A 15,098-nucleotide genomic window follows, 5' to 3' on the forward strand; every position below is an offset into this window, starting at 1 on the left:
AACACCGCAGCCGCCGCGGCAGCACCGCGGCCCAGCCGAAAACCGCAGAGCTGCAGCCGCAGCCGCAGCCGCAGCCGAAAACGGAGTGCAGGCACTCCCCCGCACCCGGCACCATGCCGCCATGGCACTTCCCGACGGGTTCACCGCCCGCCCCCACGAGCCGACGGACGCCCAGGCGGTCTTCGAGGTCGTCCACGCGGCCGAGACCCACGACATCGGTCAGGCCGCCATCGAGCTCGAGGACATCCAGGGCGACTGGGCGCGCGCGAGCTTCGACCTGGCAACACAGAGCATCGGCGTGTGGGACGGCGAGCGCCTGGCCGCCTTCGGCGAGGTGTTCAAGGGTCGTCGCGCCGACGCCGCGGTCCACCCCGACTACCGCGGCCTGGGCATCGGCACCTTCGTCGCGGACTGGGTGGAGGACTGCGCCCGTGCCGGCGGCTCGCGCCTCGTCGGGCAGACCGTCCCCGGCGGCAGTGGCGCGGAGACGTTCTTCCAGGGGCGCGGCTACCGGGAGGGGTGGACGTCGTGGGTGCTCCAGGTGCCGTCCGACGGCACGATCGAGCCGCAGCCGCTGCCGCACGGGTATGCGTTGCGCGAGTTCGTGCCCGGCGACCGGGACGGGCGGACGGCCTTCCAGCTCATCGAGGACGCCTTCAACGAGTGGCCCGACCGTGACCCGTCGAACTACGAGGACTGGGCGCCCCGCGGCCCGCTGCGGCCGGGCTTCGAGCCGTGGCAGATCCGGTTCGTCACCGATGCCGCGGGCACCGAGGTCGGGGTCTGCTACACGATCCTGGCCGGCGACACCGGGTACGTCGACGCCATCGCGGTCCGTCGCGACCAGCGCGGCCTGGGCCTGGCCCGCGCCCTGCTGGTGGACGCGTTCGAGCGCGCCCGCGGCCACGGCGCCACGGTGAGCGAGCTGTCGACCGACTCCCGCACGGGCGCGCTCGGCCTCTACGAGCACGTGGGCATGCACGTCACCCAGACGTGGCGCCACTGGATGACCGACCTCTGACGCACCCGTGGCGCCGGCCCGGCCCGGCGCCAGGGCTTTCCCTTCCCCCACCCCGGGGCGAGACTGGGGCGAGGGAGGCGATGTCATGAGCAGTGACGTCCGGCAGGGAGCAGGTCAGGGAGCACGCGAGCGCGGCACCCCGACAACGAACGCGGGAGCCGGGGCGGAAGTGAGCCCACGGGTCGACGCCAGCGAACGCGAGTCGCGCGCCGTCGCCGAGGAGGCGCGCGAGACCGAGTGGCAGCGGCCGAGCTTCGCCAAGGGGCTCTACCTCGGCCACTTCGACCTCGACCTCGTGCACCCGCACCCCCGGGCGAGCCGTGAGGACGAGGCCCGCGGCGAGGAGTTCCTGGCCCGGTTGCGCGAGGTGTGCGCCACCATCGACGGTGCCCGGATCGAGCGCGAGTCGAGGATCCCGGACGGGGACCTCGCCCGGCTCGCCGAGATCGGCACGTTCGGGATGAAGATCCCCCGCGAGTACGGCGGCCTCGGGCTCACCATGTCGGCCTACGGCAAGGCGCTCATGCTCATCGGCTCCGCGCACCCGAGCCTCGGCGCGCTGGTGTCGGCACACCAGTCGATCGGCGTCCCCGAGCCGGTCAAGCTCGTCGGCACGCCCGAGCAGAAGCAGGCGTTCCTCCCCCGCTGTGCGGCTGGCGCCATCTCCGCGTTCCTGCTGACCGAGCCCGATGTCGGCTCGGACCCCGCGCGGATGGCGAGCACGGCGACCCCCACCGAGGACGGCACGGCATACCTGCTCGACGGGGTGAAGCTCTGGGCCACCAACGGCGTCGTCGCGGAGCTGCTCGTCGTCACGGCCCGGGTGCCCGAGCACGACGGGCAGAAGGGCGGGATCACGGCGTTCGTCGTCGAGGGCACGGCCGAGGGCATCACCGTCGAGCGGCGCAACTCGTTCATGGGGCTCAAGGGGATCGAGAACGGGCTGACGCGCTTCCACCAGGTGCGCGTGCCCGCGGAGAACCGCCTCGGCAGGGAGGGCGAGGGCCTCAAGATCGCGCTCACCACCCTCAACGCCGGCCGCCTGTCGATCCCGGCGATGTGCGCGGCCGCGGGCAAGTGGTCGCTCAAGATCGCGCGCGAGTGGTCGGCCGCGCGGGTTCAGTGGGGCAGGCCGGTCGGCGAGCACGGCGCGGTCGCGGAGAAGCTGGCCTTCATCGCCGCGACCACCTACGGGCTGGAGTCGGTGCTGGAGCTGTCGGCGCAGCTGGCCGACGCCGGAAGCAAGGACATCCGGATCGAGGCCGCCTTGGCGAAGCTCTGGTCCAGCGAGATGGCGTGGCGGATCGCCGACGAGCTGGTGCAGGTGCGGGGCGGGCGCGGGTACGAGACGGCGGAGTCGCTGCGCGCCCGCGGCGAGCGCGCGGTGCCCGCCGAGCAGATGCTGCGCGACCTGCGGATCAACCGGATCTTCGAGGGCTCGACCGAGATCATGCACCTGCTCATCGCCCGCGAGGCCGTCGACGCCCACCTCAAGGCGGCCGGCGCGCTGGCCGAGAAGGACGCGACCCTCGAGGACAAGGCCCGAGCGGCCGCGGGCGCCAGTGGGTTCTACGCGAAGTGGCTGCCGCAGCTCGTCGCCGGCAAGGGTGCGGTCCCCACGTCGTATGCCGAGTTCGGCCCCCTCGCGCGGCACCTGCGGTTCGTCGAGCGGTCCAGCCGCAAGCTGGCCCGGCAGACGTTCTACGGGATGTCGCGCTGGCAGGCGGGGATGGAGTACCGGCAGGCGTTCCTCGGCCGGGTCGTCGACATCGGCGCCGAGCTGTTCGCGATGACCGCCGCGTGCAGCCGGGCCGAGATGCTGCGGACCGACGACGAGGCCCGGGGGCGCTCGGCCTACCGGCTCGCCGACACCTTCTGCGAGCAGAGCCGGCTGCGGGTAGAGGCGCTCTTCACGGCGCTGTGGGCCAACACCGACGACGACGACCGTCGGCTGGCGAAGGGCGTCCTCGCCGGCGACTACGCCTGGCTCGAGGAGGGAGTGCTCGACCCGAGCGAGGGCACCGGTCCGTGGATCGCCCCCTGGTCGCCGGGCGCGAGCGAGGTCGTCCGTCTGGCGCGCCGTGCGCTGAGCCCGCCCCGCCGAATCTTGGCCCAACATCCGCTGTGCTGGTGAACCTTCACCCGCCAGCCGAATCTTGGGCCAAGATTCGTGCGCCTGGTCGGCCGTCGGCTCAGGAGCAGGTCACCGACATCTTGTCGAAGGACACGACCGGGTCGATCGGGTCGACGGCGTTGAACGCGACGTGCGCGACTTCGTGCCCGACCTCGAGGTGGGTGACGCCGTTCGCGTCAACTGCGGAGAGCGTGAAGGTCGCCGTGAAGGTGTCGTTGCTGTTCTTCTCGTTGACGTTGAAGTTGCCCCACACCGTGACGCGGCCGCTGTAGGTCAGGCCGCTGGACGGCTGGACGAACGAGCCCGTGCCCTCCGTGGTGAAGGTCCCCCAGACCTCGTCACCGGCGGGGAAGTAGGTCACGTGCATGACCGAGTTACCGGTGATGGTGGGCGAGATCGTCTCGCCGGTGCAGAAGTCGGTGTCCCCCGTCTCGGTCCACGTGCCGTGCTGGGTGACCGTCTGCGTGACCGTGTGCCCGGTCCCCCCGGCAGCTGCGAGCGCGGGCACCGCCTGGAAGGCGACGGCGGACAACCCCACCGCAGCCCCTGCCACCACGACCCGCCACATTCGTCGTTCCACTGTGAGCTCCTCGCGACTGTGCGGCCGGCACGCCCGTCGCCTGCCGGTCCGCCCGTCCAAGGAACACCCGCGGGGAGCCGGCCGGTACCGGCACAAGGAGCAGGGACGAAACGGTCACATCGCGTATGCGCGGGGTGCCGTTTGTCACGGGTCGCCCGTTCTGCTCCCCGCCCGTCAGCGGCGCTTGAGGAGCTCCTCGGCGACCTGGACGGCGTTGAGGGCCGCACCCTTGCGCAGGTTGTCGCCGACCACGAAGAGGACGAGGCCCTTGCCCTCGGGGGCGGACTGGTCGACCCGGACGCGGCCGACGAAGACCTCGTCGCGGCCGGCGGCCTCGAGCGGGTTCGGGACGTCGCTCACGACGACGCCCGGCGCGCGGCCGAGCAGCTCGAGCGCCTCCTCGGGGCTGAGGTCCTGCGAGAACTCGGCGTGGATCGCGAGCGAGTGACCCGTGAACACGGGGACGCGCACGCAGGTGCCCGAGACGCGCAGGTCGGGGATGTGCAGGATCTTGCGCGACTCGTTGCGCAGCTTCTGCTCCTCGTCGGTCTCCAGCGAGCCGTCGTCGACGATCGAGCCGGCGAGCGGGATCACGTTGAAGCCCACCGGAACCGCGTAGACGTTCGGCTCGGGCACGGCGATCGCACGCCCGTCGAGCGCGAGGCCGCGGGGGTCGCCCGCGGCATACCCACCACGCAGCTGGGTGTCGAGCTCGGCCACGCCCTTGCCGCCCGAGCCGGACACGGCCTGGTACGACGCGACGGTGAGCCGCACGAGCCCGGCGGCGTCGTGCAGCGGCTTGAGGACGGGCATCGCGGCCATGGTGGTGCAGTTCGGGTTGGCGACGATGCCCTTGGGGATCGTGTCGAGGTCGTCGGCGTTGACCTCGCTCACGACCAGCGGCACGTCCGGGTCCTTGCGCCAGGCGCTGGAGTTGTCGACGACGACGGCACCGGCGGCCGCGACCTTGGGCGCCCACTCCTTGGAGGTCGAGCCGCCGTTGGAGAACAGCGCGATGTCGAGGCCGGAGAAGTCTGCCGTCGCGGTGTCCTCGACCGTGACGTCCTCGCCCTTCCACGGCAGGGTCGTCCCCGCCGAGCGCGCGGAGGCGAAGTAGCGCATCTCGTCGACCGGGAAGCCGCGCTCGTCGAGCAGCGCACGCATGACCGAGCCGACCTGTCCTGTGGCCCCAAACACTCCAACTCGCATGGGACCAAGGATAGGTCGGCTCGGACGGCGGCCCGGTCAGCGGCTCACGATGTGGCCGGATCCTCGCGGTCGATGGCAGGGCTCGCGGCGGTCGTAGTGGTCGTCGACGTCGTGGTCGTGGTGGTGGTGGTGGTCACCAGGTCGCCCACGCCCTCACCGGGTGCGGCCTCCTCGAACGTGAGCGTGAAGTCGTCACCGTGCTCGGTCACGCCGGCGACCACGGCCTGCTCGACCGCGGCCACGGCATACGCCCGGCGCACGATGAGCGGGTCGGAGCTGAGGTCCTTCACCAGGGCAACGGCCAGTCCCACCATGACCAGCAGGAACGGCAGCGCCGCGACGATGGTGATGTTCTGCAGGCCGGAGAGGGCGTCCTCGCCGCCGACGATCAGCATGACCGCACCGACGGCGCCGGTCGCGGCGCCCCAGAAGATGACCGTCTTGCGGCTCGGTGCGAGGGTCCCGCGCTCGGACAGCGTGCCCATGACGATGGACGCCGCGTCAGCGCCGGAGACGAAGAAGATCGCGACGAGCACCATGACGATGACCGAGGTGATGGTCGACAGCGGCAGGTGGCCGAGCATCGCGAACAGGGACGCCTCGGACGAGCCCTCGCTGGCGAGGTCGGTGCCACCGCGCTGCATGTCGATGCCGGCGCCGCCGAAGATGGCGAACCACACGAGCGACACGACGCTCGGCACCAGCAGCACGCCGGTCACGAACTGGCGGATCGTGCGGCCACGGGAGATGCGGGCGATGAACATGCCGACGAACGGCGTCCAGCTGACCCACCAGGCCCAGTAGAAGATCGTCCAGCCGGACAGCCACTCCTGCATCGCGCTGCCACCCGCCGCGTCGGTGCGGGCGGACATCATCGCGAGGTCCTGGAAGTACGAGCCGACCGCGGTCGGGACGAGGTCGAGGATGAAGACGGTCGGGCCGACGACGAACACGAAGACCGCCAGCGCGATGGCCAGCACCATGTTGATGTTCGACAGCCACTGGATGCCCTTGGCGACACCCGAGACCGCAGACAGGATGAAGCACACGGTCAGCACCGTGATGATCGCGACGAGGACGCCGTTGCCGACCTTGCCGATGCCGGTGACGATCTCGAGGCCGGAGCCGATCTGCAGGGCGCCGAGGCCGAGGGAGGCCGCGGAGCCGAAGAGCGTGGCGAAGATGGCCAGGATGTCGATGACCTTGCCCGCCGGGCCGCCCGCGCGCTTCTCACCGAGCAGCGGTGCGAAGGCGGAGCTGATGAGCAGCGAGCGCCCCTTGCGGAAGACGCCGTATGCCACGGCGAGGCCCACCACCGCGTAGATCGCCCACGGGTGCAGGGTCCAGTGGAACAGCGTGGTGGCCATCGCGGTCTGGACGGCGTGCTCGTTGCCGGCAGGCCCGGTGCCGGGCGGCGGCTTCACGAAGTGCGACAGCGGCTCGGAGACGCCGTAGAACATCAGGCCGATGCCCATGCCCGCGCTGAACATCATCGCGATCCACGAGACCGTCTTGAACTCCGGCTCCTCGTCGTCGCGCCCGAGGGGGATGCGGCCGAACTTGCCTGCGGCGAGCCAGATCACGAACAGCACGAAGCCGGACGCCACCAGGGCGAACAGCCAGCCCATGTTGTGCACGACCCAGCCGAGGCTGCTGGTCGAGGCGGTGCTGAGGGTGTCGGTCGACAGGAAGCCCCAGAGCACGAAGCCGATCGCGATGACGGCGGTCACGCCGAAGACGATCGAGTCGAGCTTCTGCGGCTCCTCCGCGGGGTGCTCCTCGATCACGGGATCGAGGGCGGGGTGGACGGTTTCGAGGGTGTCGGTCTCGTGGCCGGCTTCACCGGGTCCGGCCGGACCTGTCTTCGTCAGCTGTGTCGTCACGTGGTGTCTGGCACGCGGGCGTGCCACTCCTCCGTTGTTCTCGTTGGTTGCGTATCAAAACCTCTTCGGGCCAACGCACCACTGTGCCGAAGACGCGCACGGCAGACAAATCACAGAGCGGACATGGCGGCTATCAGCGACGGAAGACGTTGGGCCGCAAGCAGATCCGACGACGTGACCTTCGCCACGGCATACTCCTGCACGCCGCACTTCGGGCCTCTCGACCCGCAACCGGGGGCCACGGTCCGGGGCCGAGTGGCCCGAAGTGGGAGGAGGATGGTGGTCAGAAGCCGAGGCGCTGCAGCTGCTTGGGGTCGCGCTGCCAGTCCTTGGCGATCTTGACGTGCAGGTCGAGGTACACCTTCTGGCCGAGCAGGGCCTCGATGCCGCGGCGGGCGTTGGTCCCGACCTCGCGCAACCGCGAGCCCCCGCGACCGATGACGATCGCCTTCTGCGAGGGCCGTTCGACGAACACGTTGACCCGCACGTCGAGCAGCGGCCTGTCGGCGGGCCGCCCCTCGCGCGGGACCATCTCCTCCACCACGACGGCGAGGGAGTGCGGCAGCTCGTCGCGGACGCCCTCGAGCGCTGCCTCGCGGACGAGCTCGGCGATCATGACCGCCTCGGGCTCGTCGGTAAGGACACCCTCGGGGTAGAGCGGGCCGGGCGACGGCGGCAGGTGCGAGGACAGCAGGCGGGCGACGTCGTCGACCTGCGAGCCGTTGGTCGCCGAGCAGGGGACGATCTCGTCCCACGACCCGAGCTGGTCGATGGCGATGAGGTGCTCGGCCAGCCGCTGCCGGTCGACCAGGTCGGTCTTGGTGGCGATGGCCACGACGGGCTTGCGCTTGGCCCGCTGGACCTCGGCGAGCTCGCGGGCGATGAAGGCGTCGCCGGGCCCGGGCTTCTGGTCCGCGGGCAGGCAGAACCCGATGACGTCGACCTCGAGCAGGGTCTCGCGCACGACGTCGTTGAGCCGCTCGCCCAGCAGGGTCCGCGGCTTGTGCAGCCCGGGGGTGTCGACGAGCACCAGCTGCGAGGTGTCCGTGGTGACGATGCCTCGGATGGTGTGGCGCGTGGTCTGCGGCTTGGAGGACGTGATCGCGACCTTCTGGCCGACGAGGGCGTTGGTCAGGGTCGACTTGCCCGCGTTGGGACGGCCGACCAGGCACGCGAAACCGGCGACGTACCCGCTTGCCGGCTGCCCGGCATACCCGCTCGTGGACCCGTTGCCGCTCATGACACTCCTTCGCGCTCGGGCTCCACCGTAGTGCCCGGCGAACCCGCCCCGTGACCGTGCCCCGCGCCGTCGCCCGCGACCCGGACGGGCTCGACGATGACGCTCGCGATCCGGTGCCGGCGCCCGGCCATGCGCTCGGCGGTGAGCCGCAGCCCCGCCACCTCGCAGCTCGAGCCGACGATCGGCACCCGGCCGATCATCTTGCCGATGAGCCCGCCGACGGTGTCGACCTCGTCCTCCTCGATCTCGACGTCGAACAGGTCGGCCAGGTCGTCGATGTCCATCGTCGCGGGCACGCGGATCGTGCCGTCGCCGAGGTCCTCGACACCGGGTGCCTCACGGTCGTACTCGTCCGCGATCTCGCCCACGATCTCTTCGAGGATGTCCTCGATCGTGACGAGGCCGGCCGTGCCGCCGTACTCGTCGACGACGACGGCGAAGTGGCTCTGGTCGTGCTGCATCTCCCGGAGCAGGTCGTCGACGGGCTTGCTCTCGGGGACGTAGTGCATCGGCCGCATCTGGGCGGTGACCGGCAGGGTGACCGCCTCGGGGTCGGCGTTGACGCGGCGGGCGACGTCCTTGAAGTACAGCAGCCCGAGGATGTCGTCGGACCCGTCGCCGACCACCGGGATGCGCGAGAAGCCGGACCGCAGGAACAGCGACATCGCCGAGCGCAGCGACTTCTCGCCGTCGATGGTGACCATGTCGGTGCGCGGCACCATGACCTCGCGGGCCACCGTGTCGCCGAGCTCGAAGACGGAGTGGATCATCTGCCGCTCGTCGGCCTCGATGACCGCGCTCTCCCCCGCCAGGTCGACGAGGTCGCGCAGCTCGGACTCGCTCTGGAACGGCCCGTCGCGGTAGCCGCGGCCCGGGGTGACGGCGTTGCCGAGCGCGACCAGCACGCGGGCCACCGGGCCGAGGATGCCGCGCAGCCCGATGATCAGCGGCGAGGCGAGCAGCGCCACCGTGTCGGAGTGCTGGCGGCCCAGCGTGCGCGGCGAGACGCCGACGATGACGAACGACACGAGCGCCATGACGCCGATCGCGATGAGCAGCCGGGTCCAGAAGCCGTCGACCAGGTCGATCGTGCCCAAGGTGATGAGGACGGCCGTCGTCGCCTCCGCCACGACGCGGAGGAACGCCGTGACCGACAGGTATGCCGCGGAGTCGCCCATGATCCGCGCGAGCGACTTCGCGCCCGTGCGGTTCTCCTCGACGAGCTCGTTCGCGCGGACCCGGGAGATCTTCCAGATCGCGGCCTCCGCCGCGGAGAGGACGAACGCGACGGCGATCGACAGGAGGGCGGCGACGACGACCCCGGTCACGGCTCCCCCGCTCAGGACGAGGGCCGGCCGCGGCCGGCGAGGAAGGTCAGCAGCAGCTGGCGCTGGAGCTCGAACATCTCGCGCTCCTCGTCCGGCTCGGCATGGTCGTAGCCGAGCAGGTGCAGGATGCCGTGCGTCGTGAGCAGCAGCAGCTCCTCCTCGGTCGCGTGGCCGGCCTCCTTGGCCTGCCGTGCCGCGACGGAGGGACACAGCACGATGTCGCCGAGCACGCCCTCCTCGGGCTCCTCACCCTCACGGCCGGGCCGCAGCTCGTCCATCGGGAAGCTCATGACGTCGGTTGGGCCCGGCAGGTCCATCCACTGCACGTGCAGGACCTCCATGGCCGGCTCGTCGACCAGCCGCAGGCACAGGTCGGCCCCGGGGTGGACCCGCATCTGGGTCATGACGTACTTGCTCAGCGCCACCAGCTCGAGCTCGTCGAGCTGGTAGTCGGTCTCATTGAGGACGTCGATGCTCACGCTGCCCACGTCCTCCCTGCTCGCGGCCACCCCGGGCCTGCTGGCCGCGGGTCTGCTGCTCGTCGTCCCAGCGGCCGTAGGCGTCGACGATCGCGCCGACGAGCCGGTGCCGCACGACGTCCTGCGGGGTGAGGACGGAGAAGTGGATGTCCTCGACGTCGGCGAGGATGTCGCGGACGACCCGGAGGCCGGAGCGCGTCCCGTCGGGCAGGTCGACCTGGGTGACGTCACCGGTGACGACCATCTTGGAGCCGAAGCCGAGCCGGGTGAGGAACATCTTCATCTGCTCGGGCGAGGTGTTCTGCGCCTCGTCGAGGATGATGAACGCGTCGTTCAGCGAGCGGCCGCGCATGTAGGCCAGCGGGGCGACCTCGATCGTGCCGGCCGCCATGAGCCGCGGGATCGACTCCGGGTCGACCATGTCGTGCAGCGCGTCGTAGAGCGGGCGCAGGTACGGGTCGATCTTGTCGTTGAGCGTGCCGGGCAGGAAGCCGAGCCGCTCCCCCGCCTCGACCGCGGGCCGGGTCAGGATGATCCGGTTGACCTGCTTGGCCTGCAGGGCCTGCACGGCCTTGGCCATCGCCAGGTACGTCTTGCCCGTGCCGGCGGGGCCGATGCCGAAGACGATCGTGTGCTTGTCGATCGCGTCGACGTAGTGCTTCTGGTTCAGCGTCTTGGGACGGATCGTGCGACCACGGTTGCTGACGATGTTCATGGTCAGCACGTCGGCCGGCCGCTCGACCGTCTGCGCCCGCAGCATCTGGATCGAGCGCTCGACGGCGTCGCGGTTGAGCGGCTGGCCGCCCTCCATCACGGCGAGCAGCTCGTCGACCGTGCGCTCGGCGAGCGCCACCTCGGCGCTGGGCCCGGACAGGTGGAACTCGTTGCCGCGCACGTGGATCTGCAGCTGGGGGAACGCCCGCTCCATGGTGCGCAGCAGCTCGTCGCGCGGACCGAGGAGGGTCACCATCTGCACCTGCGGCGGGATCACGACGGTGTGCGTCGGGACTGGGCGGGCCTCGTCGGCGTCGGCGCCCAGTGAGGTCGAATGATCAGCGTCTGCCATGGTCCGTCCAGTCTACGGTGCGCCTCAGCCGGGCGGCCACGTCATTGCCCGGCCGCCCAGCACGTGCACGTGGGCGTGGAAGACGCTCTGCTGGGCACCCGCACCCGTGTTGAAGACGCTGCGGTAGCCGCTCCCGTCGATCCCCTCCTGCTCGGCGACGGCGCGCACCGCGGCGAACAGGGGCGCGACCTCCTCGGGCGCCTCCAGCGCCAGGGAGCCCACGTCGGGCAGGTGCCGCCGCGGGATGACCAGCACGTGGGTGGGCGCCTGCGGCTCGAGGTCGCGGAACGCGACCGTGTGCTCGTCCTCGCGCACCACGTCGGCGGGGATGTCGCCCGTGAGGATCTTGCAGAAGATGCAGTCGGCGTCGGCCATGCCCCGAGACTAGCCATCTCGGCGCGTCAACCTCGGGGTCGACCAGCGCGTCGTAGGGGCGTGGGACCGTTGGGCGTGGCCGTGCGCGACCGGAGCGACGAAGGGCACCCGGGCGCCGACGAGGGCGTGCGGGAGCTGTATGCCGCCCACTGGGCCGGCCTCGTCCGGCTCGCCTGGCTGCTCCTGCGCGACGACCTCGCCGCCGAGGAGGTCGTCCAGGAGGCCTTCATCGCGGTGCACCGCCGCTGGGACTCGCTGCGCGACCCGGAGAAGGCCACGGCATACCTGCGCCGGTCGGTCGTCAACGGCGCCCGGTCGAGCCTGCGGCACCGGGGCGTCGAGGAGCGGCACCTCGCCCGCGAGCGCGCCGACGCCGGGGCACCCGGCCGGCGCACCGAGGCCAGTGCCGAGGACCGGGCGCTCGGGTCCGAGGCGAGACGGTCCATGGTCCGAGCGCTGGGCGGCCTGCCCCAGCGCCAGAGAGAGGTGCTGACGATGCGCTACTACCTCGACCTCAGCGAGGCCGAGATCGCCGACGCCCTCGGCATCTCCCCCGGCTCGGTCAAGGCCCATGCCCACCGCGGGCTCGCCGGCCTGCGCGACCGGATGGGAGACCAGTCATGAGCGACCGCCCGACGCCCGACCCCCGCTTCGACCCCGACCTCGAGCCCGAGGAGCTCCGCCGGCTCGAGGACCAGCTCCGCACCGAACTCGCAGAGGAGACCCGCAGTGTCCGACCACCAGACCGCCTCGAGGCGATCCTGCACCAGGCCCGAGAGGCGGGGCCGGTGAGCGCCCGGGCGGGTCACGCCCCGCGTCGCTGGCTCGTGCCCGTCGCCGCCGCGGCAGCCGTCGCCCTCATCGCCGGCGGCGTGTGGTGGGCGGGCCAGGACCGTTCCACGCGGACGGCCGCACCCGCGACGACGGGACCCACCACGTCGCAGGCCACGCCCGCACCGTCGGGCAGCAGCCCGTCCGCGCCGGCGTCGGCAGTCACCTCGGGGAGCGCGACCCTCACGGCCGGCCCGGGGCCCACGACGCTGCCGGTCTACTTCGTCGGGCCGCAGGGCGGTGACAAGCCCGCCTACGGGTTGTACCGCGAGTTCGTGCCCGGCCCGGTGACCAGCGGGGACGCCGCGGCCAGGGCCAAGGCCGCGCTCGGGCTCGCGCTGCGCCCGCCGACCTCCACGACCGACGCTGCCTACCTCGCGCCGTGGGCAGGGCAGTCCATCCGAGCGGTCACCGTCACGCCGAAGCTCATCACCGTCGACCTCGCCGTGCCCGGCGACCCCGCCGCGGCGACGACGGCCGGAGTGCGACGGCTGGCGGTCCAGGAGCTCGTCTGGACGGCGCAGGCAGCGGTCCAGAAGGGCAACGTCCCGGTCCGCTTCACCGTCCAGGGCAAGGACACGAAGCTGTTCGGGTCCATCGCGACAGCAGGCCGCACGTTCACGCGTCCGTCGTCGGACCGGCTCTACGAGGACCTTGCCCCGATCTGGGTCACGTCGCCGAGCCGCGGGCAGCTCGTGTCCGCGACCACGCCGCTCACGGTCACCGGGCAGGCCATCGTCTTCGAGGCGACCGTGAGCTGGGAGCTCTACCGTGACGGCGCCAAGGTCAAGGGCGGGCACACCATGGCCTCCGTGGGTGCGCCGCAGCAGGGCTCCTACTCGATCCAGCTCGGCACCCTGCCCGCCGGCAGCTACTCGATCCGGGTCTTCGAGCCCAGCCAGGCCGACGGGCAGTCGGTCGTGGCCGCCAGGACGGTGACCTTCTCGGTCCAGTAGGTCTCAGCGCCAGCGGCCGGCCGCGCTCAGCACCGCGAGCGCGGCCGGCCCGGCGCTGGAGGACCGCAGCACGGTGTCGCCCAGCCGGACGGCCACCGCGCCGGCCGCCTCGAGCGCGGCCACCTCCTCGGGGGTGATGCCGCCCTCGGGCCCGACGACGACGACCACGTCGCCCTCGTCCGGCAGCGCCTGGCTCGCCAGGCTCGTGGTGGCGTCCTCGTGCAGGACGTATGCCGCCGCGGCGCCGGCGACCCGGGCCGCGAGCGCCTTCGTCGTGGCCAGCTCGGCGACGACGGGCACCCTGGCCCGGCGGGACTGCTTGGCCGCCGCCACGACGGTCGCGACCCACTTTCCCCGGGCCTTCTCCCCGCGCTCGCCGCGCCACTGGACGATGCACCGGGCTGCCTGCCACGGGACCACCTCGTCTACGCCGCACTCGGTCGCCGCCTCGACCGCCTGGTCGTCCCGGTCCCCCTTGGCCAACGCCTGCACCAGCACGAACCGGGGCCGGGGTTCGGGGACCTGCTCGACCTCGAGGACCCGCAGGTCCAGCTCCGCGCGGCCGGCGCCGGCGACCTCGCACACGAGGCGCCTGCCCGCTCCGTCGGAGAGGAGGACGCGCTCGCCCACGGTGATCCGGCGCACCGTCGCGGCGTGCCGCCCCTCGGGGCCGTCGAGCAGCACGGCTCCACCGGGGGCGGCGGAGGCCACGAGGGCCGGGTCGACGAGGAAGAGCGGCAGCGTCACGCGGCCAGCCTAGGCAGTCCCCGCAGCCGCGCGACGCGCCGCTGCCGGGGAGCCCGGGGTGGGGGCGAACCGCCAGACCAGGCCCTGCTGCACGAAGGTCCACAGGTTGTTCAGGAACCAGTACGCGACAAGACCGGCCGGGACGACGCACGCGGCGGCGAGGACCCCCACCGCACCCAGCGCCGGGATCCACCGCTGGACCGTCGTCAGCAGGTCGGGCTGGCCGGTCGTGTCGGTCATCGGCAGCGTGAACCACCGGGACGTAGCGAACGAGAGCAGTGCCGACGCGAGCGCCACGACGACCAGGGTGGCGAGTCCGACGGGGTCGTGGCCGAGCTGCACCAGCCGGCTCGACAAGTGCAGCCCCACGAGCGACGCGGATGCCGCAGATGCGACCAGGCCGGCGTCGAGCGCGCCGAGCGGGTGGCCGGCCGTGACCTGGCTGATGACGCGGTACAGAGCGAGCAGCAGTGGCAGCTGGAGCAGCGTCGGGGCCAGGCCCCACCGTGCGACGCCGTGCTCGGCATGGATCGACCGGCGCTCGGCCTGCAGCGCCCGCAGACCCTCCGCGTCGAGCCGGCCGGCATACCGCTCCTGCAGGGCAACCAGCTGTGGTCGGGCGTGCGCCCGGGCATGGCTGTCGCGCACCCCGCGCAGGACCAGGGGCACGGTGAGGCCGCGCACGGCCACGACGAGCAGGGCGATGGCGGCCAGCCAGGCGGCGGCGGACCCGGGCGCGAGGCCGAGGGAGGTCGCGAGGGTGTGGGCCCCGGCCAGGACGGCGGCGAGGGCATGGCTGATGGGTGTGATCGGGTTCATGGGTCGAGCTCCTCTGCCCGGGAGACCGGGCGGTCGGTGTGTGGGGTCGGCGGAACCGTCCGCACACCGGGAGGGCGCGGACGGTCAGCGGGACCCGGGAGCTCGGGGACGCCGGGGCCGGCGCGGGACGTCGACATGGAGCCAGGAGGGCGTGGCCGAGACGGGCCGAGACCCGTCGGTCGGACGCCGCACGGCTGCCAGGGCCGGCACCGGCACGTGGACCCGCGCGACCGCGGTCAGCGCGAGCAGCGCCGTGCCCAGACCGGCGACGAGCACGGCCTGTGGCACCGACCCGGTGGTGCCGGCCACACCGAGCAGGACGACGGTGACTGCGCTCGACGCGACGAGCAGGAGGGCGGCGTGCCTCAGCCGCTCGACGGTGGTGTCCACGCGCCCCTCCTCCCCAGTCGTGGTGCTGGCCCCAGCGTAC

The 15,098-nt window shown here is 72.2% G+C and carries 15 protein-coding genes; 4 read left to right on the top strand and 11 right to left on the bottom strand.

Going from position 1 to position 15,098, the window contains the following annotated elements:
* Nucleotides 1-121 precede the first annotated feature (121 nt).
* Nucleotides 122-1,021 carry a GNAT family N-acetyltransferase gene (locus tag RKE38_RS00710; RefSeq protein ID WP_316005544.1) on the top strand — a complete coding sequence of 300 codons (900 nt, stop codon included), beginning with the start codon at nt 122-124 and terminating at the stop codon, nt 1,019-1,021.
* Nucleotides 1,022-1,106: 85 nt separating this feature from the next.
* Nucleotides 1,107-3,155, top strand: a complete 2,049-nt coding sequence (locus RKE38_RS00715; protein WP_316005545.1) for an acyl-CoA dehydrogenase family protein — start codon at nt 1,107-1,109, stop codon at nt 3,153-3,155.
* A 58-nt stretch (nt 3,156-3,213) separates the two neighbouring features.
* On the opposite strand, the gene RKE38_RS00720 is transcribed toward RKE38_RS00715, so the two are convergent.
* The 8 genes from RKE38_RS00720 to RKE38_RS00755 form a co-directional block, all read right to left on the bottom strand.
* Complete coding sequence (locus RKE38_RS00720) at nt 3,214-3,735, bottom strand: hypothetical protein (RefSeq protein WP_316005546.1); 522 nt, start codon at nt 3,733-3,735, stop codon at nt 3,214-3,216.
* Nucleotides 3,736-3,909: 174 nt separating this feature from the next.
* On the bottom strand, nt 3,910-4,944 hold the full coding sequence (locus RKE38_RS00725) for an aspartate-semialdehyde dehydrogenase (protein ID WP_316005547.1): 1,035 nt from the start codon (nt 4,942-4,944) through the stop codon (nt 3,910-3,912).
* 44 nt (nt 4,945-4,988) lie between these two features.
* Complete coding sequence (locus RKE38_RS00730) at nt 4,989-6,731, bottom strand: BCCT family transporter (protein ID WP_316005548.1); 1,743 nt, start codon at nt 6,729-6,731, stop codon at nt 4,989-4,991.
* 379 nt (nt 6,732-7,110) lie between these two features.
* Nucleotides 7,111-8,067, bottom strand: a complete 957-nt coding sequence (era, locus tag RKE38_RS00735) for a GTPase Era (RefSeq protein ID WP_316005549.1) — start codon at nt 8,065-8,067, stop codon at nt 7,111-7,113.
* A complete protein-coding gene (locus tag RKE38_RS00740) occupies nt 8,064-9,395 on the bottom strand; it encodes a hemolysin family protein (RefSeq protein ID WP_316005550.1) in 1,332 nt (443 codons plus the stop codon). Before RKE38_RS00740 ends, era begins: the two co-directional genes overlap by 4 nt.
* A gap of 11 nt (nt 9,396-9,406) precedes the next feature.
* Nucleotides 9,407-9,874, bottom strand: coding sequence for an rRNA maturation RNase YbeY (ybeY, locus tag RKE38_RS00745; protein WP_316005551.1), 468 nt, complete (start codon nt 9,872-9,874; stop codon nt 9,407-9,409).
* Nucleotides 9,852-10,940, bottom strand: a complete 1,089-nt coding sequence (locus tag RKE38_RS00750) for a PhoH family protein (protein ID WP_316005552.1) — start codon at nt 10,938-10,940, stop codon at nt 9,852-9,854. Before RKE38_RS00750 ends, ybeY begins: the two co-directional genes overlap by 23 nt.
* A 24-nt stretch (nt 10,941-10,964) precedes the next feature.
* Nucleotides 10,965-11,315 (bottom strand): histidine triad nucleotide-binding protein, encoded by a 351-nt coding sequence (locus tag RKE38_RS00755; RefSeq protein WP_316005553.1) that lies wholly within the window; start codon nt 11,313-11,315, stop codon nt 10,965-10,967.
* Nucleotides 11,316-11,396: 81 nt separating this feature from the next.
* Here RKE38_RS00755 and RKE38_RS00760 point away from each other — a divergent pair, with 81 nt between their 5' ends.
* Together RKE38_RS00760 and RKE38_RS00765 are read left to right on the top strand one after the other, a co-directional pair.
* Nucleotides 11,397-11,939 (top strand): SigE family RNA polymerase sigma factor, encoded by a 543-nt coding sequence (locus RKE38_RS00760; protein WP_316005554.1) that lies wholly within the window; start codon nt 11,397-11,399, stop codon nt 11,937-11,939.
* Nucleotides 11,936-13,102 (top strand): Gmad2 immunoglobulin-like domain-containing protein, encoded by a 1,167-nt coding sequence (locus RKE38_RS00765; protein WP_316005555.1) that lies wholly within the window; start codon nt 11,936-11,938, stop codon nt 13,100-13,102. Before RKE38_RS00760 ends, RKE38_RS00765 begins: the two co-directional genes overlap by 4 nt.
* A 3-nt stretch (nt 13,103-13,105) precedes the next feature.
* Here RKE38_RS00765 and RKE38_RS00770 read toward each other — a convergent pair whose 3' ends face one another.
* From RKE38_RS00770 to RKE38_RS00780, 3 genes are all read right to left on the bottom strand, one after another.
* Entirely contained in the window at nt 13,106-13,849 is a 744-nt protein-coding gene (locus tag RKE38_RS00770) for a 16S rRNA (uracil(1498)-N(3))-methyltransferase (RefSeq protein WP_316005556.1), read from the bottom strand.
* Between the two features lie 9 nt (nt 13,850-13,858).
* On the bottom strand, nt 13,859-14,668 hold the full coding sequence (gene yidC / locus RKE38_RS00775) for a membrane protein insertase YidC (protein WP_316005557.1): 810 nt from the start codon (nt 14,666-14,668) through the stop codon (nt 13,859-13,861).
* Between the two features lie 84 nt (nt 14,669-14,752).
* Nucleotides 14,753-15,058 carry a hypothetical protein gene (locus tag RKE38_RS00780; protein ID WP_316005558.1) on the bottom strand — a complete coding sequence of 102 codons (306 nt, stop codon included), beginning with the start codon at nt 15,056-15,058 and terminating at the stop codon, nt 14,753-14,755.
* Nucleotides 15,059-15,098: the final 40 nt, after the last annotated feature.

This window comes from Phycicoccus sp. M110.8, assembly GCF_032464895.1.
Lineage (GTDB): Bacteria > Actinomycetota > Actinomycetes > Actinomycetales > Dermatophilaceae > Pedococcus.